21 protein-coding genes and 1 tRNA gene are annotated in these 23,531 nt (G+C 34.9%); 4 read left to right on the top strand and 18 right to left on the bottom strand.

Annotated elements, in window-relative coordinates; all coding sequences use genetic code 11:
- Window positions 1-8: 8 nt before the first annotated feature.
- From AAGD68_RS06610 to AAGD68_RS06590, 5 genes are all read right to left on the bottom strand, one after another.
- Window positions 9-380, bottom strand: a complete 372-nt coding sequence (locus AAGD68_RS06610; RefSeq protein ID WP_341814389.1) for a hypothetical protein — start codon at window positions 378-380, stop codon at window positions 9-11.
- A gap of 101 nt (window positions 381-481) precedes the next feature.
- Window positions 482-1,663 (bottom strand): hypothetical protein, encoded by a 1,182-nt coding sequence (locus tag AAGD68_RS06605; RefSeq protein ID WP_341814214.1) that lies wholly within the window; start codon window positions 1,661-1,663, stop codon window positions 482-484.
- Between the two features lie 107 nt (window positions 1,664-1,770).
- Window positions 1,771-2,766 (bottom strand): NAD(P)H-dependent flavin oxidoreductase, encoded by a 996-nt coding sequence (locus AAGD68_RS06600; protein WP_253307206.1) that lies wholly within the window; start codon window positions 2,764-2,766, stop codon window positions 1,771-1,773.
- A 5-nt stretch (window positions 2,767-2,771) separates the two neighbouring features.
- Complete coding sequence (locus AAGD68_RS06595; RefSeq protein ID WP_253307207.1) at window positions 2,772-3,293, bottom strand: cytochrome b; 522 nt, start codon at window positions 3,291-3,293, stop codon at window positions 2,772-2,774.
- 948 nt (window positions 3,294-4,241) lie between these two features.
- On the bottom strand, window positions 4,242-7,835 hold the full coding sequence (locus AAGD68_RS06590) for a peptidase M2 (protein WP_341814213.1): 3,594 nt from the start codon (window positions 7,833-7,835) through the stop codon (window positions 4,242-4,244).
- 397 nt (window positions 7,836-8,232) lie between these two features.
- Here AAGD68_RS06590 and AAGD68_RS06585 point away from each other — a divergent pair.
- The 3 genes from AAGD68_RS06585 to AAGD68_RS06575 all read left to right on the top strand — a co-directional run bounded on the left by AAGD68_RS06585 (window position 8,233) and on the right by AAGD68_RS06575 (window position 10,519).
- Window positions 8,233-8,305 (top strand) — tRNA-Val (locus AAGD68_RS06585).
- Between the two features lie 11 nt (window positions 8,306-8,316).
- Window positions 8,317-9,228, top strand: a complete 912-nt coding sequence (locus tag AAGD68_RS06580) for a cation diffusion facilitator family transporter (RefSeq protein ID WP_265017443.1) — start codon at window positions 8,317-8,319, stop codon at window positions 9,226-9,228.
- 52 nt (window positions 9,229-9,280) lie between these two features.
- The gene (locus AAGD68_RS06575; RefSeq protein WP_265045177.1) at window positions 9,281-10,519 is read left to right on the top strand and encodes a hypothetical protein; all 1,239 of its coding nucleotides are present in this window, start codon (window positions 9,281-9,283) and stop codon (window positions 10,517-10,519) included.
- A 1-nt stretch (window position 10,520) separates the two neighbouring features.
- Here AAGD68_RS06575 and plsY read toward each other — a convergent pair whose 3' ends face one another.
- The 6 genes from plsY to recA form a co-directional block, all read right to left on the bottom strand.
- The gene (gene plsY, locus AAGD68_RS06570; RefSeq protein WP_253309423.1) at window positions 10,521-11,096 is read right to left on the bottom strand and encodes a glycerol-3-phosphate 1-O-acyltransferase PlsY; all 576 of its coding nucleotides are present in this window, start codon (window positions 11,094-11,096) and stop codon (window positions 10,521-10,523) included.
- 12 nt (window positions 11,097-11,108) lie between these two features.
- A complete protein-coding gene (locus tag AAGD68_RS06565) occupies window positions 11,109-12,575 on the bottom strand; it encodes an alanine/glycine:cation symporter family protein (protein WP_253309422.1) in 1,467 nt (488 codons plus the stop codon).
- 1 nt (window position 12,576) lies between these two features.
- Window positions 12,577-13,920 (bottom strand): alanine/glycine:cation symporter family protein, encoded by a 1,344-nt coding sequence (locus tag AAGD68_RS06560; protein WP_253309421.1) that lies wholly within the window; start codon window positions 13,918-13,920, stop codon window positions 12,577-12,579.
- Between the two features lie 31 nt (window positions 13,921-13,951).
- Window positions 13,952-14,722 carry a CDP-alcohol phosphatidyltransferase family protein gene (locus tag AAGD68_RS06555; RefSeq protein WP_182183504.1) on the bottom strand — a complete coding sequence of 257 codons (771 nt, stop codon included), beginning with the start codon at window positions 14,720-14,722 and terminating at the stop codon, window positions 13,952-13,954.
- Window positions 14,719-15,411 carry a phosphatidylserine decarboxylase gene (locus AAGD68_RS06550; protein ID WP_253309960.1) on the bottom strand — a complete coding sequence of 231 codons (693 nt, stop codon included), beginning with the start codon at window positions 15,409-15,411 and terminating at the stop codon, window positions 14,719-14,721. The genes AAGD68_RS06555 and AAGD68_RS06550 overlap by 4 nt, the downstream gene beginning before the upstream one ends.
- Window positions 15,412-15,575: 164 nt before the next feature.
- Window positions 15,576-16,643, bottom strand: a complete 1,068-nt coding sequence (gene recA / locus AAGD68_RS06545) for a recombinase RecA (RefSeq protein WP_265045175.1) — start codon at window positions 16,641-16,643, stop codon at window positions 15,576-15,578.
- A 141-nt stretch (window positions 16,644-16,784) separates the two neighbouring features.
- Between recA and truA the strand changes: the two genes are divergently transcribed.
- Window positions 16,785-17,522, top strand: a complete 738-nt coding sequence (truA, locus tag AAGD68_RS06540; protein WP_096617503.1) for a tRNA pseudouridine(38-40) synthase TruA — start codon at window positions 16,785-16,787, stop codon at window positions 17,520-17,522.
- A gap of 88 nt (window positions 17,523-17,610) precedes the next feature.
- Here the strand turns inward: truA and dnaN are convergent, their stop codons facing one another.
- From dnaN to AAGD68_RS06505, 7 genes are all read right to left on the bottom strand, one after another.
- Window positions 17,611-18,768: a DNA polymerase III subunit beta gene (dnaN, locus tag AAGD68_RS06535; protein ID WP_253309419.1), complete on the bottom strand. Its 1,158-nt coding sequence runs from the start codon at window positions 18,766-18,768 to the stop codon at window positions 17,611-17,613.
- Between the two features lie 123 nt (window positions 18,769-18,891).
- Complete coding sequence (locus tag AAGD68_RS06530) at window positions 18,892-19,389, bottom strand: invasion associated locus B family protein (RefSeq protein ID WP_341814211.1); 498 nt, start codon at window positions 19,387-19,389, stop codon at window positions 18,892-18,894.
- Window positions 19,382-20,275 (bottom strand): RNA polymerase factor sigma-32, encoded by an 894-nt coding sequence (locus tag AAGD68_RS06525; RefSeq protein ID WP_253309418.1) that lies wholly within the window; start codon window positions 20,273-20,275, stop codon window positions 19,382-19,384. Before AAGD68_RS06525 ends, AAGD68_RS06530 begins: the two co-directional genes overlap by 8 nt.
- A 305-nt stretch (window positions 20,276-20,580) precedes the next feature.
- Window positions 20,581-20,802: a hypothetical protein gene (locus tag AAGD68_RS06520; RefSeq protein ID WP_341814210.1), complete on the bottom strand. Its 222-nt coding sequence runs from the start codon at window positions 20,800-20,802 to the stop codon at window positions 20,581-20,583.
- A 524-nt stretch (window positions 20,803-21,326) separates the two neighbouring features.
- Complete coding sequence (locus AAGD68_RS06515) at window positions 21,327-21,452, bottom strand: hypothetical protein (RefSeq protein WP_264732015.1); 126 nt, start codon at window positions 21,450-21,452, stop codon at window positions 21,327-21,329.
- Window positions 21,453-22,121: 669 nt separating this feature from the next.
- Window positions 22,122-22,910 carry a diaminopimelate epimerase gene (gene dapF, locus AAGD68_RS06510; RefSeq protein WP_341814388.1) on the bottom strand — a complete coding sequence of 263 codons (789 nt, stop codon included), beginning with the start codon at window positions 22,908-22,910 and terminating at the stop codon, window positions 22,122-22,124.
- Window positions 22,891-23,478: a nitroreductase family protein gene (locus AAGD68_RS06505; protein ID WP_253309416.1), complete on the bottom strand. Its 588-nt coding sequence runs from the start codon at window positions 23,476-23,478 to the stop codon at window positions 22,891-22,893. Before AAGD68_RS06505 ends, dapF begins: the two co-directional genes overlap by 20 nt.
- Window positions 23,479-23,531 lie beyond the last annotated feature (53 nt).

Below are 23,531 nucleotides of genomic sequence, written 5' to 3'. Positions count from 1 at the left end.
ATACTATCTTAATTTTTATCTTTTTTTTCGCTATCGGATTGTAATTTTATATCTTTTGCAAAATTAAATTTTTCTTTTAAGTAGTCTGTTGCCTTTTCTGTACTACCAAACATCATGATCAGTACACCAAACATTATCATCAAAAAGATTAGACCTCTGAACACTACTGCAAGTATCACCGCAGCTATACACAACCCTATGATTGTTGAAGGACTCATATTTTCTACAGTATCTTTAATTGAAAATGAAGAAATAAAATCTTTTACTGTTTCTTGTACATCCTTTAATTCATCACTCACCGAAGCTTCGCTAGAATATGATGCAAAAATGAAACTTAATAAGGCTATAAAAACCAAAACTTTATTCAATTGAATGCGCATCAACTAAATACCCTTTAAATATTCCTCAAATATAACAACTTTTATATCAATAGGCAAGAACTGAATTCACTTATCCACTACAAGTAACACATATTTAATTTTTACAGATGTGAACATGCTGTAAGCTTTTTATCATCAACAAGAGGTTCCACATTAATGGATGTTAATTTACTTGATAGGAAGTTTGAATGCAATTCAGCTACTGCTGCTATAGCAAACACTGCAGCCATAGCAAGTAGTCCTGCTCCTACCAGTCCTGATGTCATTGCTCCTGCAACAATGCACCCTATTGTAGAGAGAGCACAACCTGCTACAAGTGCAACGTGAAGATTTCTGTTATTGGGTTGTTTAAGTGGAGTATCTTCACCCTTTTTCTCATTCACAGGAGGTTTCTGCATGGTTGTAATGGTATTTTTTTTGTCCTTTTGTTCTTCAGATTTCACTGGCTGACTACCTGTCCTCTGAGTAGCCTGACCACTTGGGTCCATATTTTCTTTTTTTTTGGATCCCAGTGTCACGCACTGGTATGACACCTGAGCTGGCTTTTTTTCTGTGGTCTGTTCTAGCAGCACTTTATTTTCAGTTTCTGCTTTTTGTGGATTACTATCTTCTTCAGTAAAGCTTATACTGCTCCTTACTGGTAATTCCAAACTTTCTTCACTCTTTCTAGGTGAATCTATTCTACTATCTGAATCATTATCATTACTGAGTTCAGAAGTCTGCTTATGCTCCTTTATTTCTTCCACAACCTTGCTATCTTTTTCAAGTATTTCTTCTGTAATACCTAAATTACTAAGTATTTTATTATCACCACTTTTTTTCTCAGCTATATTCAAGGGTGTTTCTTGTGTGTTGTTTTGCTCTTCAATATGTCCTAGCTGCATTTGATCTTCAATATTTTCTTTAACAGCACTTGGTATTGAGCTTACACTGCTGCTCTTGCTAACAACATCTAAAGTTATTAGTTCCATAATTATTTTTTCTATTTCCGTTCTTTTTGCTGTAGTTAGTTTTTTTGAGTTTGTTATTTCTACTTCCAATGCTGGAAGAAATTTCTCGGTGTAATAATTATAGTATTTTTGATATTTTTCTTGCTCTCTCAGTGATTTTTCTAATTGAATTAATACGTTAGGGTCAGCTCCTTTGTTGAACAACTCTATGCATTTTGCGATAGTTCCATCTCCATTTTTTTTTGGACTTTGATTACTATGTGTTTTTTTTGTTACCTTTTTGTATATAGTGTCGCGCAATTGTTGGTTAATATCTTTTTTAGAACTTGGCATAGACTTCTCCATACATAATAAAATGTATAGATACCTTTTTAGCGTTAATTTTACATTAAAACTGGGCAATTATGCCGTATTATGGATAATTATTTGCTCTTCTACTTCTACATTTCAATATAATTGTTTGCCTGTTGAATTAATATGTCTATCACTTCTTTTACAGGCTTTTCCCTATCAACCATGCCAACACTTTGACCGGCCATTAAAGATCCCGTTTCAACATCTCCATCAATTACTGCTCTTCTTAAAGCTCCAGCCCAGAACTTTTCTATTTCAAGCTGCCCATCTTCTTTTGAGATCTGTCCCTTTTGGTATTCATCAATAACTTTTTTTTGATGCTTCATAAAATCATCACTTGCTTTGTTGGCTATAGCTCTTACTGGAATTACAGGAAAATCAGCACTTATCTGTACAGAAGGTATTGCATTACGTGCGGCTGATTTAATAAACACTTTCTTAAAATTTTTGTGGGCAATTGACTCATTAGTGCAGACAAATAATGTACCTATTTGACAGCCACTTGCCCCCATTTCTAAGTAATTAACTATCATTTCACCTCTTCCTATTCCACCTGCAACAAACACTGGTATTTGTTCATTTTTAAAATGAGGCAATATCTCTTGTGCGAGAACAGAAGTGCTAACTGGCCCTATGTGCCCGCCTGCTTCCATTCCCTCTATTATTAACGCATCTACTCCCATTTTTACTAACCTTTTCGCAAGGCTTAATGCTGGTGCAAAGCACATAACTTTAATGCCTGCACTCTTGATTTTTTCTATATTAGGCTTCGTTGGTAATCCGCCAGCAAGCACTATATGGCTCACTTTCGTTTCAATGCACACATCTATCAACTCACTTAACTTTGGGTGCATAGTAATTAGGTTTACACCAAATGATTTGTTAGTTAATTTCTGTGTCTCTATGATTTCTTTTTTCAATAGGTCTGGAAACATTGCACCACATGCAATTACACCAAAACCACCAGCGTTTGAGATTGCCGAAACCAAGTTTCTCTCTGAAACCCAGCTCATAGCACCACCCATTATCGCAAACTCACTACCAAGAAAATCTGTTCCTTTTTTCCAGAGGCTACTTAACATATAACCTATATCATACGTTTAAAAATGTTTTGCTTATCTATAAATGTGTGTTTCAAAGCGCCAAGTATATGCAAGATTATAAAGAGTACCATAAAACATGCAAGCATCGAATGTAGTTGATTAGCCGTGTTAGCTAGATCTTTGTTTTGATTAATCAACAAAGGGATATGAAAAAAATACTTGATCTTTTTGCCAGAAGCAGAAGACATAACATAGCCAGATAGTGGCATTAGCACCATTAAAGAATATAAACCAAAGTGTACTGTTTTACTTGCATTGATTACAAATCGAGAAAAATTTGCTGGAAGTCGTGGAACATAAGTAAAGACGCGAAAAAATATGCGTACTATGATTAGTCCAAGAATAGTGATACCGCAAGCCTTATGAATAGCGTATATGTTGAACTTAATCTCATTGCTAAGTGGTAAGCTTTTCATATAAAGTCCAGAGCAAAGCATACCAATAATAAAAACAGCCATCAACCAATGGATAACTCTTAAACCTAGGCTATATTTATCGTCTTCCATTTTGATTACCCTAAAGTAGCATTTATATAATAGAAAAACTATTTTTCAATCAAAATTATTAAAGCAATTTAGATTTACCGACAATGTAGCTATACAAATTCGACCCAGCCGGGAGTCAAGTAGCTGGCCGGCACCTAAGCCATAAACGGATTAAATGCAAAACTTCCTTGACAAACTCCGCCAACCCCCTTATTGTAGTATTAAGGGTATTTCTGACTCAAAACTTGTTTTTGACCTGCAGGCTCAATGACAAAATTCAGTAAAAAACTTAGGGTATTTTTTGGCGGATTACATAAAATTATAGCGGCTGCATGTCTTTTAAATTTTTTCTACATTCAGCCAAATCGCGCTTATTTTAAGCGTTAGCACATTATTACAGCGCCACTTACAGTAATATAGAGTCAAAACTCGCACCACGGGGCTTCTTTTGCCTTTTTTTTCGTTTGGTAAATTTCTTAATGTTTGTAGCTAAAAGAGCCCAAGAGAGGTGTCATCCCGCTGCTTGTTAGCGGGATCTAGAGATACCGCGGCGGTATGACGTAGAGCTCGCGTTAGCTATGCTTTTATACTCACCAACTTAGTGTCCAATCTGGATCCCAGTGTATGGGCACTGGGATGACATCATAGAGGCGCTGGGATGACACCCTGACAATCGTCATCCCGCTGCTTGTTAGCGGGATCTAGAGATACCGCTGCGGTATGACGGTTCGCGGTGGTATGACGTAGGACTGCTGTCATCCCGCTACTTGTTAGCGGCTAAGAGATACCGCGAATGAATCGCGGTATGACGGTTAAGTATCCCGCTACTTGTTAGCGGCTGAGATACCGCGAATGAATCGCGGTATGACGGTTAAGTATCCCGCTACTTGTTAGCGGCTAAGAGATACCGCGAATGAATCGCGGTATGACGTGTTGCTTGGGTCAGCTATACTTGCCTCCTTGTATGTATTAGATGTAGGCTGAGTTGTGGTCGTGATAAATGTGGTCGCTTGTGTAATCAAACATTTTCACAAAGCCATTCTCTAGATAAAGATTATATTCGTGATGTTGATCTGATAATACAATATTATCTTGCTCCCCTAAATTGAAATGACTTGAATCTGACAGCAATTCGTAATTTGGATTATCTATTTTACTAATGCTGCTTATTACTTTGCCATTACCACTTGATATAGCTAAACTATAACTATCACCATCCTTCATTATTTTGATGGACACCTTATCTTCAGGTAACACTATAAGCTTCTTTGTGCCACTATCGTGGATTACGAATTTGCCTTTTTCAAAATAGTATTTGTCTTCCGGCAAAGCACCAACCTTATATCCTGATTCAGCCAATTTGTGCCAAAACTTTAACACAGATTGCTTTTCTGCTCCTTCCGCTCTATCATACAAGGCTTTCACATCATTATAATCTATGGTTACATTTGCCTTGTGCTTCCCTTCTGAGTCCTGCTCGCGACTCTTTTCTATTTTGAGAATTGTGTCTTTTAATACTACCTGTTCTTGCTCTTTCTCCTCCACTGAAGCTGTTCTTTTCGTTCTTGTTAAACTTTGTGATGGAATTGGCTGATCAGACTGCATTTCACTATTGTCGTTTGATACAGTTCTCTCTTCAGCAGCTTGTGCAACAACATTAGTAGTATTGTGACTTATGTGTGATGTATCAACTTCTGTCTTAGTTTCACTTACTTGCCCTTTTGGACTTTCGGTTTGTTTCTCTTTTGTGAATATTCTCTGATAGTCCGTGTAGCCTCTATTAGTGTCACCGATATCACCATCACCTTGATCGAAAGTTATTTTTTTACTTCCATTCCCCATGTCCTCAATTTCAACTTGAGGAGAAACAGATGCGAGGAAGTCGTTATAACTGTAGTTATAATCAGCAGAAAAGAATATTTTCCCTTTGAAGTTATGGAAATTATTAAATAACATTCCAATTTCTTCATCAGTATCACCATCAAATAGTTTTACTTTAGTGAAATATGCTTGATCTTTTATTCTAACTATTTCACCGCTAGAGTTTCTTTGTATTTGGTAATCATTTGGATCGTACTTTATAGCAAAAAGTTTGCCAGAGCCATATTTCTCTAAGTTTATAAGGCCCACATTTACATGTTTATGGGAATAATCTCTCTTCTCATATTCATGTGCAAATATTGGATCTATATATCTATATTCATCTGGTATGCCATTATACTCTCTCCCTTCAGAATCAGATGGTGCTAACTTATATTGTCCATCCTTTTGCACTAACTTTAGATGAGTAACTTTTTCAGGTAACTCATAGCGCACATTTTTTCCGTGATCATGAATGAACAAGTTACTTCCATTTGTAATTTCACCTCTTTCATTTTTCACCTCTTCGGTAATATAAAAGCCCATATTTTTGAATTCATGTAAGCGCTCGTCTCCTTGCTTTACAACCGCTTCGTATACATCGTCGTCTGTCCTATCTGTTCCCTTATTATCCAGTAATTTTCCTTTTTCCACGATTACTCCATTTGCCTTTTGCTCATCAGAATATTGTGCATGCTTTGAATCCTGATGATTCAAAATTTTGGTACCTCTAAGGAGCAGAGAATCTAAATCTTTTTGGATGTGTCCAGTGCTAGGATGCAACAATTCATTTTCATGTAAATGTGCTTCATCAAAGTATTCATCGCGTTCAACTGTTCTGCCATCTATCAGAGAAGCTTTATAATGACCATTTTCTTTTGTAACCGCCATATAAGCACCACCATCATATTGAACATTTAAGTTGTGCAATATGTCCTCAAAAACAAAAGTTTCTTTAGTTTGGCCTTCAACTTGCTTAAAAAATCCTGATTCGCTCAATAATTCTCCAAGCTTTGTATTTCCGTCATATATAGACAGTGCACCCATATCTCCTTGACCATGAGCTTGCATAGAAAAAATCTTACCTTCTTGTAGATTAATGTGAGTACCTCTGATTAAGTTTGGATCGATATTGATCATCTCTTCTAACATCTTTTCTACATCGATGTTCTTAGTCGCTTTTACTTGTTCTAAGCCAGTGTTTATGGTTTTATCAAGCAAGGTACTTTTTAAATTTTCATACTTATCTAGTATTGCATCTTTCAGTTGTGTATATTTGTCTTGTGTAGCACTATATAATCTCTTATCTTCATTACAATAATTAGTGCTGGCTGAATTGCATTTTTCTACAAATTTCTCATAAGAGATCTCTCCTCTTTTGTGTTGCTCGTATGCATCATGATGCTGTGTTTCTTCCTGTTCACGCAGGCCTTTCAACACATCATCATATTCTATATCCTTCTGCTTATCTAAGTCTTCTAGCTCGCTCGCACGTATTTTTTCTAAGTCTTCTTTCCCATTAGAGTAAGATTTTCTTAGATCTTCACCATATTTTGATAGCATCCTTAAAGCTTGCATTTTATACTCTTGACTGTTTTGATATTCATTACCTTGTTGGTCAGAGTAAGTCAGCTTAACCTGCCCATCAGCAGTTTTTACTGCCTTTAAGAAATGATATTCCTTTGATATATCGAGGTTATCATTTGTTGCCCTATTAACAGCACGAGCATAATCATAAAACGACACATGTTCTACAGGAGAAAAACTTCCAACGTTTTCTCCATCTATTTTTTCTATATTTGCTTTATAGTAGGATATGTTTTTAATTTCTCCACCAACTATTTCTTGACCAGTTGCTATAAAATCTCCTTTTGTAACTTGTAGGGCATTAATTTCTTCCATAGCAGTTTCTGTATCATTCTCAGCAAGCCAACTTTTGAAGTCAGCATCATGTCCTTTTATGTCTTTCAAGAAACTTTTTGACTCATCTGAGTTACCTTGACGTAAAGCATCTAGGTAGTCTCTTAATAAACTAGGATCTTTTTCCTGTAAGTACATTATCAACGCATGACCTGTTTTATAAACCAGGCTATTTGCTTCGCTGTCCTTTGAATATTCTAAACTTAAAATTTTATCTAAATCCAAATTTGCAGCTTCAGTTTTATCGATACTTGATCCTTGAGAATTGAATTTATGATCTGAATGATGCTCAAAGTAATCTGCAATTCCTTCCATTAATACTGTAGGTAGGTGCTTACCTCTTGTAGCCAAGTAAGTTAAACCATGTGCAAATTCATGCTGAAGGTTATGAACGCCACCTTGCTGATAGACATACATTTCAGCAAAAACATCAGCTTCCCCTTTGTAGTAACATTTACCACCCTCATCTCCAAGGTAAGAACCGAAACGCTCGCTTCCGCCAAGGTGAGTGTAATCATCCTTGTCATCAAACATATAAATTTTAAATGTTTGTTCTGAGTTGCTGTGTTCTAACTTGAATGTATCTTTAAAACTAGTAGCTGTTTCTTTTATCTCACTTTCAATTGTTGCAATTTTACTTGCTCTTAAATTATGAGAATAAACTTCTACTTTAATATTTAAATCTTTAACTTCTACAACATGTGGCGAATTAAACCCTTTGCCGTTATTGTTAAAGTATTCTTCTTTAGTTATATTTTTATTTATTTGTTGATTGATTGTCATAATTCTAACCTCTAATTTATTAACTCTTCAAATATAAGGTGATCTCTACTAAAAAAGTGTGAATTTTTATATTGGTATAATCTATATCTTAGTGAAGAAATATAAGTAATTAATTTAATATGAACAATATAAGATATAGCTATAACTAAAGCAATTTAGATTTACCGATAATTTGGTAAGCTATGAACTCGTCATTCCGCTACGTGTTAGCGGAATCTATGCTGAGATACCGCGAATGAATCGCGGTATGACGTAGGAAAACCTGACCTGCACTAGCTATAGGCTCTATAGCTTGACCACAAAAAAAATCTAAATTCTAACGTTACATTAGGATAGGGTAAGAATTTAAAAGCAAATTGACTTTCATTCCACCAAAGCACTATACTAAAACCACGATGGGTAATTAGCTCAGTTGGTAGAGCACTTGCTTGACGTGCAAGCGGTCGCTGGTTCGAACCCAGTGTTACCCACGTTTTTGTTCATGAAAAGATTTTATATGACAGCAGTGCATAACGGCAAACACTCAGCAGCACAGTCCAAGCGCTTAATCTATTCCATAATAATAGTTGCGATAACAATGTTTATGGAAATAGTAGGTGGAATAATTTCACATTCGCTTGCTCTACTATCAGATGCAGGGCATATGCTCACTGACCTCTTTGCCTTAGTTTTAAGCTGGTTAGCACACAAATTTTCAGCTAAGAAATCTGATTTGCAAAGATCATACGGGTATCATCGGTTGCAGATAATTGCAGCATTTGTTAATGGTTTAACTTTATTCTTCATTGCAGTAATCATTATAATTGAGTCAATAAAAAGATTTATTTTTCCGGTAAATGTTGAGTGGAAAGTAATGTTAGTAATTGCTACACTTGGCCTGATCTCTAATATTATAGTCTTTTTTATATTACATAGTAAATGCGAGAGCAATATAAACATAAAAAGTGCTGTACTACACGTTATAGGAGATATTTTAGGTTCTGTAGCTGCTATACTTGCATCCATAATTATCATGTTTACTGGATGGCAAATGGTGGATCCGATTTTATCGGTATTTGTCAGTATAATCATTTTGAATAGTGGCTACAAAATTCTAAAGAATTCTTGCCACATACTTCTTGAAGGCACACCTGAAGGGATATCTACTGAGGAAATAAAAAGTAAGATCACATCAGAATTATCTGAAGTGATAGATGTGCACCACATACATGCATGGTCACTGTCTGATAATTATTTTATAATTACCATGCATGCCAAAGTAAAGCAAGATGCACAACACACTGATATTTTGTATGAGATAAAAAAAATACTACTAAATAGGTTCGAGATAGCACACTCTACAGTCGAGATCGAATACGATGAGTGTGCGGATAATAAGATACTTAAACATTGACGTTTTAAATTACTATGCTATTACTAGAGCGTAATGATGTTGAAGGTAAGCTATGATAGGTATCTCTCAAATACAATTTCCTCGCAGTGGTTCCAGTAAAGTTAGAATTGCTCTCTATTTATCTTTTTATTATGCGTTAACTATAGTAACCATTCCTACTTCGATAATAGCTAGCTTAGTATCTACTCTATATGATACAGAAATTAAAACATTTCTTGGATATAAAAAAATAAAAGGTGGGGAAAAAATAAGTAATAAAGAATATTGGAAAATATTTGGTCAAGGTAACATAATCAAGTCAATCGCAGTTTCATGTATTGCTGGGCTAACAATTTATTATTTTTTCTCTAAGTCTTTAATATTAGCTTGGCTGCTGGCGCCGATACCATTGGCAATTGGAATAATCCTATTGCAGCCCGAAACAAGGCCAGCAACACTTAACCCTATAGCCTTACTTAAAGCTTCATTAAAGCTACTTTCCGATGGTTTGTATAAGAATTTAGTTGGTACAAAAAATGTAATAAATGCTATGAAAGAACATATGATGCCTCATATGGCAAATGATAGCATTATTGACAGTATTAATACACTAAAAGATAAATATGGTGAGAAGATACCAGAACCTAATGGTGTTATACATAATGATGAATTTGTTAAGTTTATTAAGTTCGTAGAAGGGGAAAAAGAGCTTGGAAACAATAATAAAAAAGAATTTATTAACTTTCTTAATGAATGGTGCAATAATGATGAACAAGTTCATGTTTCTGGACTCATGGGGGGGCAAATTTTATATTTGGTTCTAAAGGCTTGTAATAGTGGAGATAGTGAATCAGTTGCAGTAAAAAGGCAAGAGTTAGTAAAGTCTTTAATGTATGCCATGAACTATGCTAAAGGAACAATTGTTCCTGAAACCTGCTTTACTGGTATTATTGGTGCAATGTTAAAGTCATTAGAAGGAATACACCCTGGTATTAGAGTAGAATACCTTGTAGAAGATAGAATTGGAATATGTGCAGAAGATGAGGCATGTGAGTTTATTAAGAAAGAGCTGCAAAAAAAGAAGAATCATAAAGAAATCCTCAATGCCTGGGATAAGTCAGATGATAGCAGTAACCAAATAACTTCTAATTTTATTCAAGAAATCAAGATACCTTTAATGAGAAATTTGTTTAGCTTGGATTGTAGTGAACAGAATGTAGTAGATACAATAGAAAATCTTGAATATATTAATCCAGGAAAATTAACCGACCCAAACATCGATAATATAAGAAGCAACAGGGTCAGCACATGAATTATAAAAATTTATGTTCCTTGCCTTGCAGAAGATTCATAATATTCTTGTAGTGCTTGAGAAAAACTAGTGTTCCTATAACTAGTAATGTTAAGAACAAATTCCTCTGAAAAAAAAAGGACCATGCTACAACCGTTGAAGTAGCAGTCAAAGAAGCAAGAGAAGAGTATCTAAAGATAAAAAATACCACTATCCAGGCAAATATAAACACTAATGCCACAGGTATGTTAAACGCTATCAACACTCCCAGAGTTGTTGCAACTCCTTTACCTCCTTTAAATTTTAGCCAAATAGGAAACATGTGCCCTAAAACTGCTAAAATTGCAGATACATATATATAAAAATCGTTATTATCACAAAATTGTTGTGCTATATAAACTGCGATGAATCCTTTTAAGGAATCCAGAAGTAATGCCAGAGCAGCAAGACATTTATTTCCTGTTCTTGCAACGTTTGTAGCGCCAATGTTTCCTGAACCTACTTCTCTTAAGTTTATCCCTTTTATTTTTGTAATGATTAAGCTAAACGGTATTGAACCTAATATGTAGGATAGTATAAGGACTACATGCTTTTCCATTATACCAAGAACCTAATTAATTTTATTATTCCTCAGCCTTTTTAGGTAGCACTGAACTTCATCGTTAATCTGATTACTAAACAGTATAAGCGCTGTCATATTGATGAGAGCTAAACAAGAGAACAAAGTTCCACCGATATTGGCAATAGCCATTATATCTTTAGAAAGAGCAGAAAAAAACGCTACAATTATTACTGCTATGCGATATATCACTATACTTTTTGCACCGAATAAATATAGCCACCCCATTTCACAACAATATACAAACGAAATTACTGAAGAAAATGCAAACAAAGGTGCAGCTATGGTTAAAAGTATAGGAAACCATGAAGAAACAGTTTCAAATGCCTTTTGAGTGATTAATATCCCTTCACCAACACTAGTCTGGTATGCACCTGTTATTACTATCGTTATTCCAGTTAAACAGCAAGTGAGCATTGTATCAAAACACGGTTCTATCATAGCAACAAGCCCAGTTCTTACTGGTTCTTCATCTTTAGTTGTTGCATGAGTAATTGCAGCAGAGCCGACACCAGCTTCGCTGGCAAAAATTGCTCTTTGAATTCCAGCAACAAATGCTCCTACCATCCCTCCGCCAACAGCATTAAAATCTATCATGCTGGAAAATAATATCTTAAATGTGTGACCAAGATTGTGGATATTAAATCCAATAATAATAAGGCAGCTACATATATATATGAGTGACATAATAGGCACTAGTGCAGAAGATACTCTAGCTATCCTTTTAATTCCGCCAATAATCACTAGAGCAAGCAGCGCAGAGATTATGGAAGAAAGAAACCAAGAGTGACCATCTACCCAACTTGAATAGCCAGATAATATTGAAACCATTTGGTTGGTTTGAAACGCTACACTTCCACCAAGACCTGATAATACAAAGAATACTGCATATATTGCAGCTAAAACAATACCAAGTTTTTTAAATCCAAATTCCTCCAGACCATTCCTTATATACTGAAAGGGACCACTAAACAATTGCTCCTGATCTTCTGTTCTATGTCTAAATGCTAAAGTCACTTCGGCAAATTTTGCTGACATACCAAAAAAACCTGTAATCATCATCCAAGGCACCGCTCCTGGCCCTCCCATTGAAACTGCAATTGCGACTCCAGCAACAGTTCCAAGGCCTACTGTGCTTGAAAGTGCAGTCATAAATGCCTGAAAATGCGTAATATGACCATCATGGTGATTCGTGTCATATTTTCCACATAAAATAGCAAACGCATGCTTAAACATTCTTATGTTGAGAAATCCAAAACGTAATGTTAGAAACACATAACCAAAAGCTAGTAGAAAGATTATAAATGGCACGTAAAGGATTTTGAAAAACAGCACTTCATTCATGAAGTTATTTATTCCATTCAACACAGCATCATAACTTTCATAAAAACCTGAAGCAGCGTACACATCATTAAACAATAGGCAAAATAACACCATACAAAGTAATCTATAAATCATGTTAATACCCTTTAGAATTGTAATAAGAATCTATTGTATTCAAAACTTCCCTTCTTAGTAGATATATTGCAACAGCATTTGGAATCATAAGGCACATGAACAAACTGTCGCCTAGGTAAGATATAAATTCTATATTTTTTGACATACAACTGATATATACTGAAACCACTATAAGAATTTGGAACGGTATCAGTATTTTTTTATTACCAAATAAATACAGCAGAGCAACTTCACAGTAGTAACAATAAGCTATTATTGTAGAAAATGCAAAGGAAAACATCATTAGCGGAAAAACTAACTTGCTGAACAAGGGCAAAACTGTTGAAAATACCGAACTAATTAGTGTAATATCACCCACGTTATCAGTGCTATGCATACCAGTAATAATTATCACGATACCAGTCAAAAATGAGATTAGTATTGTGTCTATAAGTGGTGCAATCATTGCAACGCATCCAACTTTAATTGGATCTTCTTCTTTTACAGCTGAATGTGCTATAGCTGCTGTTCCGGTACCTGCTTCGTTAGCAAACACTGATCTTCTCACTCCTGCTATTAATCCGCTCAATACTCCGCCTCCTATAGCTGATTTATTGAAGATGTCTTGGAATATTATGGATAGAGCATTCAGCAAATTACTTCTGTTTACATAAATTAAATATATACACATACCCATATATAGCACTATCATAATTGGTGCTAAGCTCGTTGAAACGAAAGCAATGCGCTTTATTCCTCCCAATATTACAATAAAGACAAGCAGGGATATAATAATAGATGCGTTGTATTCGAAGAGGTTATTTGACAATGCTGCTATCTGATTCGCTTGAAATGGTATACCGCCCAAAATCATTGCAATAAGTAGCATAATCGCATAAGTAAAGGCAAGAAATCTACCAGTTTTTGCAAATCCAATTTTTGCAAGCCCGTACTTCATGTAATAAAAAGCCCCGCCAGTTGCATTTTCAGAGCGATAGGTGAATGCAAGCACCACCTCGGCAAACTTTATCGACATACCAAGTATTCCGGTAATTACCATCCAAAAAACTGCACTTGGGCCCCCTATTGTGATAGCTATTGCAACTCCTGATATTGTTCCAAGACCAACTGTTCCTGAAATTACTGTTGCAAACGCTTGAATATGAGTGATTATGCCATTGTTATTGTTATTACACTTTAGATTGAATAGCGTCTGTATTCCATGCTTGAACAATCTAAAGTTAGTGAATTTGAATTGGATGGTACAAAAAACCCCAGTTGCAATTACCCAAATAATTATAAATGGAATGTTGAATATCTTTATGTACAGAAATGAATTTAACAGTTCACTTATTTTTACAATCATGCTGCTCACTACTTTTTATTACAACTTATAGCTAACGAGCTTTATACGAGTAATATATATAAAGCCCAGTGCTTACTGGAATAGTAAGTACATACACTACACCTAAAATTGGTAGCGTCATCCAGGGCTTACTGATGAAAAATATAATAAGTACTCCAAAAAATGACACAAATATATAGGATAGGCTTTTGGGAACATAAATATATTTTGCAGAGAAGGTTGGAATGTGACTTATCGAAAAAAATGAAATGGCCAGAAAGTAACAAGCTACGTTTCTTGTGTTAAAAAATCGCTCTATGAGAAGTAAGTATTCACTCTCATGAGATTGAAAGGTAATAATTATTGGTAACAAAGAAAGTAAAGCACACACTGGAGCTGGAACACCAGAAAAGAAAAATTTTTCCCAGTGTGATTGTTCTGAGTGTAGCGAAACATTAAATCTTGCAAGTCTTATTGATATGCAGATTACGTATATCATTACTAAAATCCAACCTATGACTTTGATTTCGTTTAGCTTCCAAAAATACAAAAGAAATGCAGGCGCTGCACCAAAATTTAGAAAATCTGCAAAAGAATCAAGCTGGGCTCCAAAATCGCTAGTTGATTTTAGAATTCTAGCTATTCTGCCATCCATTCCATCTATTATTGCTGCAATGATGATAAAAATTACTGAGAATTCCCATTGTTCATTAAATGTAAATTTAAGTGAAGTGAGACCAGAACATAAACCCAATAAAGTTATAAAGTTTGGGAATAATTTAGTAATAGGTAAGAATCTACTGTTACTTCCATCGTTATTCATATAACGTCAAAAGTAAGCTTCTCTTGAACGTTTTCCTTATTTAAGTTTGCTATAATTGTTTCACCACCAATAACAGTTTGCCCTTCTGAAACTCTGACTTCTATATCAGCAGGAACATAAATATTCACTCTACTACCAAATCTTATAATTCCAAACCTTTCACCTGCTTTCACATTCTGGGATACTCCTAAATTACAAACGATACGACGTGCAATTAATCCAGCTATTTGCTCCACAATAATTTCTTTTCCCTTTTCGTATTCAATCACAATAACCTGCTTTTCATTTTCATTACTAGACCTATTGCTCATTGCGGATACAAACTTGCCTTTTTTATAATTCATTTCCTTTATCGTACCAGATATTGGTATACGGTTCACATGGACGTTCAAAACACTTAAAAATATGCTAACAAGCGTGAACTTCTTCTCTTCTCCATTTTCTGCCGATAAAGGATAATTAACTTCTTCAATTTTTGAAATCACACCATCAGCAGGACTTAATATAAGATCCTTGTTGTTTGGCACAGCTCTTGTTGGATCGCGAAAGAAATAAGTACACAATAATGTCGGAAACAAGCACGTAACACCAAACCCCCAAGATATAGAGAATGCTATACACGTTACTATAAAGGCAACGACTATAAATAAATAACCTTCCCTGTTTATATTAGGTAAACTAAAACACATAATCTTATTCACAATAACCTATTGTTAACAATTTATCATTTATAATTTCTCATGAAAAGCTTTTTTTAACTGCTTCAGCAAAGTCCTCTTGATACAAGGTAACATTACAGATTAGCACACACCGTCATACTGTAACAACCCATCCAACACAAACTAAGTTTAGATCAGAACACTGATTCTTCTAAAAGTTGATCACTATCCTCGTCTATTATAATAGAATTATCATGATTTCTGAGTAAATCTCTGATTTTCATTTCTATTTCATTTGCGACTTCTTTGTTTGTTTTTAGGTAAGTTTTTACATTCTCTCTTCCTTGTCCAAGACGTGTATTGTTATATGAATAGTAAGCACCTGCTTTTTCAAGCACACCAAGCTTTGCTCCCATATCTATTATTTCTCCGAGTTTTGATATACCTTCATTGTACATTATATCAAATTTCGCTTCTCTAAATGGAGGAGCAACTTTATTTTTTACAACTTTAACTCTTGTTTCATTGCCTGTAATATTTTCTTTGTCTTTTATTACACCAACTTTTCTTATGTCAAGCCTTACAGAAGTATAGAATTTTAATGCATTTCCACCCGTGGTAGTTTCAGGATTTCCATACACTACTCCTATTTTCATACGAATTTGATTAATAAATATCAATATACAGTTCGCTTTTGAAACGGCAGAGGTTAGCTTTCGTAGCCCGTGACTTAGAAGCCTTGCTTGCAGCCCCATATGTTGATCACCCATATCACCTTCAATTTCAGCTCTTGGAGTTAACGCTGCAACAGAGTCAATAACTATCACATCAACCGCACCAGAACACACTAAGTACTCAACAATGTGTAATGCTTGTTCCCCAGTGTCTGGTTGCGAAATTACTAAATCATCAGTGCTTACCCCAAGTTTACGAGCATATAAGACATCCAATGCATGTTCTGCATCGATAAATGCGCATGATCCTCCTTTTTTTTGTGCTTCAGCAATCACGTGCAAGGCAAGAGTGGTTTTACCAGAACTCTCGGGACCAAATATTTCAATTATACGTCCTTTTGGCAGACCTCCAACACCTAGAGCCGAATCAAGCGCAATTGATCCTGTGGATATTGTGTCTATTTTCTCTACAGGGTTTTGCTTCAACTTCATTATTGCACCTTTACCAAATGCTTTTTCAATCTGGCTTATTGCGTTATCTAATGCTTTTTGCTTATCATTATTTCTTTCTTCTGAGTTGTTTGCCATGGATCATTTATTAACTTGTATAACTTCCATGATAATCAAACGTGAACAACCTGCCAAGGGTTTTTTAATAACGAAGAACGTTATCGTAGAAAAATTAGCTACCTAAATTATATTAAGATAGAAAGTTAGATAGACTCTGCAGTGCGATACAAAATAACGATAGAATACAATGGTAGTAGTTTCTCTGGCTGGCAGAAGCAGCAACATTCTGCTAATTCAATCCAGGAAGCCATAGAAAATGCTATATTTAATTTTAGTGGTGAGAAAGTTACTTTGTACTGCGGTGGCAGGACTGATGCAGGGGTTCATGCTTTAGGACAAATTGCTCATTTTGATATGGAAAAGGAATTTGAGCTTTATAGAATAAGAAACGCAATAAATTATCATTTAAAATCAATTCCCATAGTTGTACTGAATGCAGAAGTTGTAGATGATGCGTTTCACGCACGGTTTTCAGCAAAAAAAAGATATTACGAATACAGAATAGTTAATCGCTATGCTCCTGCCGCTCTGGAGACAGGTTATGTATGGCAAGTGTTTAACCCACTTGATGTAAATATTATGCGTGAAGCTGCTAAACATCTACTTGGAAAACATGACTTTTCAAGTTTTCGTTCAAAAGATTGTCAAGCCGCAAATCCGATGAGAACAATTGATGATATCGATATAATACAAAATGGGAATCATATACACATCAAAATATCTGCTATTTCCTTTTTACATAACCAAGTGAGGATCATTGTGGGTACTTTAGTTGAATTTGGAAAAAATAGAACTAATCCACAAGAAATGCTAAATATATTAAACCAATGCAAAAGAAATGCAGCTGGAGTTACTGCACCACCTTTTGGCTTATATTTGGTAAAGATAGATTACTAATTTAATAAAAAGTAACGTTCTTAGTGAAATAAGTGTCATACCGCCACGGTATCTCCAGATCCTGCTAACAAGAAGCGGGATGACAAGTTTAAGTTCTCATTGGCATCACTACATATAATACACTTGAATCGTCTTCATCAGTGATAATTGTAGCACTATTACCATCGGCTAAGCTAAACTTACATTTATTTTTTATGCAGGATAGAACATCAAGTAAATAACGCGAGTTAAACCCTATTTCTATAGGGGCTTCATTGTAGTCCACTTCTATGGATTCAGTTGCATCATTGCACTCTTGAGAGTTTGAATGCAGAGTCAGCAGCTTTTCTTGTAGTGAGAATTTAATGGATTTTACTTTATCAGATACAACAACGGAAACTCGATCTATAACATCTGAAAGTTTTTTACTTTCAATAATCATATGCTTATCTTGAGATGCTGGAATAACTGCTTTATAATTTGGAAAAGTCCCATCTATTAATTTTGATATTAGAATATATTCACCGCATGTAAACTTGATTTTTCTGTCTGAGAGTTTTACATTAATTTCATTACAGTCGTCCAATATTTTTAACAGCTCCATAACAGTTTTACGTGGAATGATCACACCAAATTCGCCATTGATGTTCCCAGGCTTTGGTCTCTTTATACATGATAAACGGTGACCATCAGTTGCAACGCAGTACAGAAACTGCTCGTCTGTATGTAGATATATTCCATTTAAATTATACCTTGTATCATCTAGTGATACAGCAAATTTTGTTTTAGTTAATAAGTCTATCAGGTCCGTATTTAGTAGAATAAAATCATGTTTATAATTGTCTTCTTCAAGAGCAGGAAAGCTGCTTGAAACTACATTCGGTAAAGAAAAGTTTGCATTTCCGCAAGACATCAATAATTTTCTTTGGTTGTTTACTTCAAAATTGACATCCAAATCAGCGGGTAACTTCTTCACTATGTCATGTAAAGTATGCGCTGAAATTTTTACTTCTCCTTCTGTTAATACGGTTGCAGCAAGTGAGGCAAACATTGAAATGTCAAGATCAGTTGCCATTAATTTTATGCTGCCGTGTTGTGCTTTGATATTTATACATGCCAAAACATCTATTGCATTACGCCTTTCAACCACTCCACTTACTCTGGATAATGTATTTAAAAGACTTGTACGGCTCACGCTAAAACGCATCTGCTCGCACACAGAATTTTGCTTTTTGATTTCTGTATCTACACCTGCAACCTCTGACATTGCTAACTCTCAAAAATATATTTTAAATGATATCCACATCCTATATAAAGTAAAGTGCTATTTATATTTCCATTGAAAGAGTAGTCCAGTTTATACTATAGCTGGGTATTTTGTTACAATGATTTACTTTGTATGACATAAATCATGCATTTTTTGATACGCTTTTTGAAAACCAAGTAGGGAATAAGTATCATCAATGGTCACTGTTTTTGTTTTTCCATTAACTACCATTGATAATCCCTGCTTCATTTTTAGAATGATATCTTGATCTATTTTTGTATGCTCTGCCCACGCAAAACTTCCCTGTATTATAGGCAGTGTATATTTAATTTTTTTGTCGATATTGAGAGCTACAGGCTCCTTATCATACTGAAAACCAGAGGTAACGCTTACCTCATCTGCTTTTTTATCAACATAACTGACCATTACATACGGCTTGCGATTGGTTGTATAATGCTCGCTTTTTGTCTTAGGGTAAGATACAATGTAACACACTTTCTCTCCATCTTCTGATGCAGTATATACAAGCCAGTCTTTGTATTTTTCCTTCAATTGCACATCACTAACCGATGCAAAAGCGCCTATTGAAAAAAATATTAGAAATATAAAAAAACTACGCATGCAAACCAAATTTCAAACTTTCTGATTGTATATATTGTTTTACCTTAGCCATCGCCTGCTCAGCCAACTGTCTTATTCTTTCTCTTGAAACACAATATTTTTTACTAAGTTCATCTAGAGTTTGAGTGTTTTCAGACAAATATCTACTGATAAAAATGTCTCTTGCCCTTTCGTTAAGGCTTGCTAGTGCATTGTTTAAAATTGTTTCTTTTAATTCTTTTTCTTCATGATTCTGATAGGTTACTTCTTGACTGACCAAGTTACATGGGATCATATCTTGCAACTCCCTTTTAGAGTCATCACCTATTTTTATGCAATCGTTTAGCGACTGATCCTTACAAGCCAAACGGTAATTCATCTGCAGAACATCTCCTTCGGATACAGAAAGCTCATTAGATATTGCTTTTATTTCTTCATTGCTTAAAGTCTCTCTGTTTGTATACTGTAAAATTCTTTTTTTTATTTTACGTAAACTAAAAAATAATCTTCTTTGTGCTTGCGTTGTGCCTATTTTCACGAACGACCAAGATTTCAATATAAAGTCTTTTATTGAAGCTTCAATCCACCACACTGCATAAGTTGAAAAACGAAACCCTAAATCAGGATTAAACTTTTTTACTGCATGCATTAAACCCATATTCCCTTCCATGACCAGGTCCATCAACAATAGTCCATAATTTTTGAATTTCATTGCAATTTTCACTACCAAATTCAAATGGCTGGTAATCAATTTATGAGCAGAAGAAATATCCTTATATTGGTTCCAATTTTTTGCTAATCGTACCTCTTCCTCTTGAGACAGCATAGGAAATTTTTGCACTCTAGCAATATATTGCATGAGATTGGTTCTGCTATCAACACATAAGCTTGCCATTGGGGTCAACATAACAACTTAAATTAAAACTTCATATATATAATATATTGATTTTCAAGCAAAAATTCAAGCTTTGATTTGAAAAAAGTATAAACCTTCTATCTAATTGGGATCTTAAAGACGATAAGCCCCAGCACAGCTACCTGGGTAACACTATATATGACATCCTGCCAGCGTGTAATGATGAACATTATAGTTTAAATACTTAGTAAGTGGTGTTATTCCAGTGCCTTGACACTGGAATCCACATTTCTTTTTTCTAGATCCCAGTGGGCTTTGTTGCATAGCAACGTAAGTTTTTTCCAGAGTAAATAATTTTATGCGACTATTTCAAATTTAGGCATACCAATTGCAGTAAATTTGTTCATTAAGTAGCATTTAATAAGCAGTTTCTTCTCTCTATTTGTCTCAGATTTATTCTTAAAACTAAACCCAAATATTCGCTTCAACCTTGAGAAAAATCCTTCAATATACGATCTTTTTCCGTAATTTACTTCTTCTTTCCATCTTTTTATACCATTCTCACCATGTAATTTCATTAACTGAATAGCGGCATTTCTATCAAGCATATAATCCAATTTTGGATGCTCTGCTGCGTTGTTTTTCGGAGGAATTTTCGTTTTTATGCCATATTGATTACACAGCTTATAGAGCTTTTATAGCATATTTAACATCAAATTTCCCCAATGCTCCATAGTGATCAGAGTAAACGCCATTACTGTATTTTGTAGCTATGACTTGTTTGCTCAACATTATGTGCAATTTTCTTACTTGTTTATAGCCGCGGTACTCTCTATCTTTGCTATTCTCTTTGCTGTGTGTTGTTGTATATACTAATTCCTGTACTGTCTATAGCAATTTCGATATCTTCCATGTTATTTTTATCAACTCTGCAATCATTGATCTTAATATCAAGTTTCTTTTGATGCTTGTGAATAGCTGCAAATTTTTTCCTATTTGTTCAATGTATCCCTCTAAAAATCCCACTCAAACCTATTCTGAATAGATGGGTTATTATATGTATCAAAATTACCACTTTGTTGCTGTAAATATTGTTGCCACCCTACATTTTTGGCCCAATTTCATACCAATTTTCTATGGCTTCGTTGATATAATGAAAAATATTTCCTCTTTTTTCTAGAAATTTGTTATATTCTCTATGGTTACTGACTCTCATTTTTTGTGGCATATTTATCCTTAAATCGTCATTTTATAATGAATTTAGTCAGTAATCACTAGCTTTTCTGCTGCTATGCAACAAAGCCCACTGGGATCCAGATTGGATACTGAGTTGGTGAGTATAAAAGTATAGCTAACGTGAGCTCTGCGTCATGCCGCCACGGTATCTCAGCAGATCCCGCTAACAAGCAGCGGGATGACACCTCTCTTGGGCTCTTTTAGCTACAAACGTTAAGAAATTTACCAAACGAAAAAAAAGGCAAAAGAAGCCCTGGTCATTGTCTATTTTCTGTATTGGCGTTTTTTTAAGTCTTAAACACTGCAATTTAGCTGCTTTTAAGTGCAGCTCACCTTAGTTCAAATATTTAAGAAATTTACTAAGCAGAAAAAAAGGCAAAAGAAATCCCGTGTTAGCTAGTTGTCACTCTCTAATCCTGCAAATTGGCGTACTATAATGTCTTAAACGACTTATAAGCGCGTTTCAGCTTATATAGGTAAAAACCCAGAAATGTTGTGAAGACATAAGGTGCACATAGTGCAAAAAATTAAAAATAAGACGCCAACTACGTTGTTTTCTTGCTGTTTAATCTGCACAGATGAAGATAACTGAATACCTTCACTATCATAATAAGGGGGCTGGCGGAGTTTGTCAAGTAGTTTTGCATTGTGAAAACAACGATCACAAAAATCCTATATCACCGGTCATGAATACGTTATTTGCCCATTCGATTAATAACTTACCTCCTGGTAAATCTACTAAAGTCTGTTGGGCAGTCAGATATCCACGTAGTGTGGATGCAACAAGTGCTGCACAGGCTGCACTACCGCATGATGCAGTAATGCCTGTACCTCTTTCCCAAACTCTTAAAGCTATTTCTCCAGACTTTTCAACTTGTGCAATACTAATATTAATTTTCTGAGGAAATAGTACGTGATTTTCTAGCTTTGGTCCTAAATTTCGCAATGGTATTTCACTTATGTTATCAACAAAAAAAACTATATGAGGGTTACCAATATTTACTGCAACAGGATCTTTTAGCATTTCAAGCTCTATAGGTAAGTGAAGAGTGTCACACTCAGTAGACAAGGGAATTTCATGCCATTTTAGCAAAGGTTTACCCATGTTAACCTTTATGGATTTATCACCAACTTTAAAACACTCTAAAATGCGTTTGTTTACCAGCTCAATAGTGATATACTCAGTACCTTTTTCTGACATTATCAAATATCCAACACAGCGTGCTGCGTTTCCGCACATTTCAGCTCGACTACCATCAGCATTATAGATATGTATAAAGCAGTCTGCAGCATTAGACATTGTTATAATTATCACTTGATCACAACTGCTTTGATCAGCAATTTGTCTATAGTTCCAGTCTAAATTGTTTGTTGAACGTGAGTCTATGATAACAAAATTATTGCCAGTACCGTGCATCTTGATAAAATTTTTAGGACCTTGGCCACTCATCATAAAAAAATATTTCTTCTATTGGTCTTCTTTTTTTCTTACTTGTTTCAGCACCCTCTTCTTCGTAACCAACCGCTATCACTGACATTACATTAAAATCATCGGATATGTTGAATCTTTCTACTATTTTATCTCTATCAAATCCACCCATTTGATGAGCCATTAAGTTCACAGATGCAGCCTGTAGCATAAGTGCATAATTTGCTGCACCAGTATCATGACTAGCCCAAAGATTTTCTCCTTTACCTCGTTTACGGAAGTTTTTAGCACTGAAAGATATGATTAACACTTGTGCATCTTTTGCCCATTTTTGATTAGATTCATCAAGACAATTTAGCAGCTTTTCCCATGCGCTTTGATTGTTCTGTTTGTTGCATATCACATATCTCCAAGGTTCATCACCAAAACATGAGGGAGTCAGCCTTACAGCTTCCATTAAAATATCCATGTCTTCCTGAGATATTGCTCTTGTAGTATCGTATGAACGTCCGCTGTGTCTTGCTTTCATCAACGATAATAGATCTTGTTTACTTATCATTTTTAATTTAATAGTGCATAAATAATTCATTGTAGCACAATATAAGCAAAATTTAAATTGCAAAACCTCTTATATATATTATA

Origin of the sequence: Wolbachia endosymbiont (group A) of Machimus atricapillus (assembly GCF_964027095.1) — a bacterium.
Lineage (GTDB): Bacteria > Pseudomonadota > Alphaproteobacteria > Rickettsiales > Anaplasmataceae > Wolbachia.
The sequence above is the reverse complement of the archived record's forward strand: the minus strand, read 5'-3'. Positions and strand labels throughout refer to the sequence as shown.

What these genes read in the sequence shown, in the direction of transcription:
- AAGD68_RS06610 (WP_341814389.1), bottom strand. Translation starts at nt 380, where the DNA reads ATGCGCATTCAATTGAATAAAGTTTTGGTTTTTATAGCCTTATTAAGT.
- AAGD68_RS06605 (WP_341814214.1), bottom strand. Translation starts at nt 1,663, where the DNA reads ATGCCAAGTTCTAAAAAAGATATTAACCAACAATTGCGCGACACTATA.
- AAGD68_RS06600 (WP_253307206.1), bottom strand. Translation starts at nt 2,766, where the DNA reads ATGTTAAGTAGCCTCTGGAAAAAAGGAACAGATTTTCTTGGTAGTGAG.
- AAGD68_RS06595 (WP_253307207.1), bottom strand. Translation starts at nt 3,293, where the DNA reads ATGGAAGACGATAAATATAGCCTAGGTTTAAGAGTTATCCATTGGTTG.
- AAGD68_RS06590 (WP_341814213.1), bottom strand. Translation starts at nt 7,835, where the DNA reads ATGACAATCAATCAACAAATAAATAAAAATATAACTAAAGAAGAATAC.
- AAGD68_RS06580 (WP_265017443.1), top strand. Translation starts at nt 8,317, where the DNA reads ATGAAAAGATTTTATATGACAGCAGTGCATAACGGCAAACACTCAGCA.
- AAGD68_RS06575 (WP_265045177.1), top strand. Translation starts at nt 9,281, where the DNA reads ATGATAGGTATCTCTCAAATACAATTTCCTCGCAGTGGTTCCAGTAAA.
- plsY (WP_253309423.1), bottom strand. Translation starts at nt 11,096, where the DNA reads ATGGAAAAGCATGTAGTCCTTATACTATCCTACATATTAGGTTCAATA.
- AAGD68_RS06565 (WP_253309422.1), bottom strand. Translation starts at nt 12,575, where the DNA reads ATGATTTATAGATTACTTTGTATGGTGTTATTTTGCCTATTGTTTAAT.
- AAGD68_RS06560 (WP_253309421.1), bottom strand. Translation starts at nt 13,920, where the DNA reads ATGATTGTAAAAATAAGTGAACTGTTAAATTCATTTCTGTACATAAAG.
- AAGD68_RS06555 (WP_182183504.1), bottom strand. Translation starts at nt 14,722, where the DNA reads ATGAATAACGATGGAAGTAACAGTAGATTCTTACCTATTACTAAATTA.
- AAGD68_RS06550 (WP_253309960.1), bottom strand. Translation starts at nt 15,411, where the DNA reads ATGTGTTTTAGTTTACCTAATATAAACAGGGAAGGTTATTTATTTATA.
- recA (WP_265045175.1), bottom strand. Translation starts at nt 16,643, where the DNA reads ATGGCAAACAACTCAGAAGAAAGAAATAATGATAAGCAAAAAGCATTA.
- dnaN (WP_253309419.1), bottom strand. Translation starts at nt 18,768, where the DNA reads ATGTCAGAGGTTGCAGGTGTAGATACAGAAATCAAAAAGCAAAATTCT.
- AAGD68_RS06530 (WP_341814211.1), bottom strand. Translation starts at nt 19,389, where the DNA reads ATGCGTAGTTTTTTTATATTTCTAATATTTTTTTCAATAGGCGCTTTT.
- AAGD68_RS06525 (WP_253309418.1), bottom strand. Translation starts at nt 20,275, where the DNA reads ATGTTGACCCCAATGGCAAGCTTATGTGTTGATAGCAGAACCAATCTC.
- AAGD68_RS06520 (WP_341814210.1), bottom strand. Translation starts at nt 20,802, where the DNA reads ATGAAATTACATGGTGAGAATGGTATAAAAAGATGGAAAGAAGAAGTA.
- AAGD68_RS06515 (WP_264732015.1), bottom strand. Translation starts at nt 21,452, where the DNA reads ATGCCACAAAAAATGAGAGTCAGTAACCATAGAGAATATAACAAATTT.
- dapF (WP_341814388.1), bottom strand. Translation starts at nt 22,910, where the DNA reads ATGAGTGGCCAAGGTCCTAAAAATTTTATCAAGATGCACGGTACTGGC.
- AAGD68_RS06505 (WP_253309416.1), bottom strand. Translation starts at nt 23,478, where the DNA reads ATGAATTATTTATGCACTATTAAATTAAAAATGATAAGTAAACAAGAT.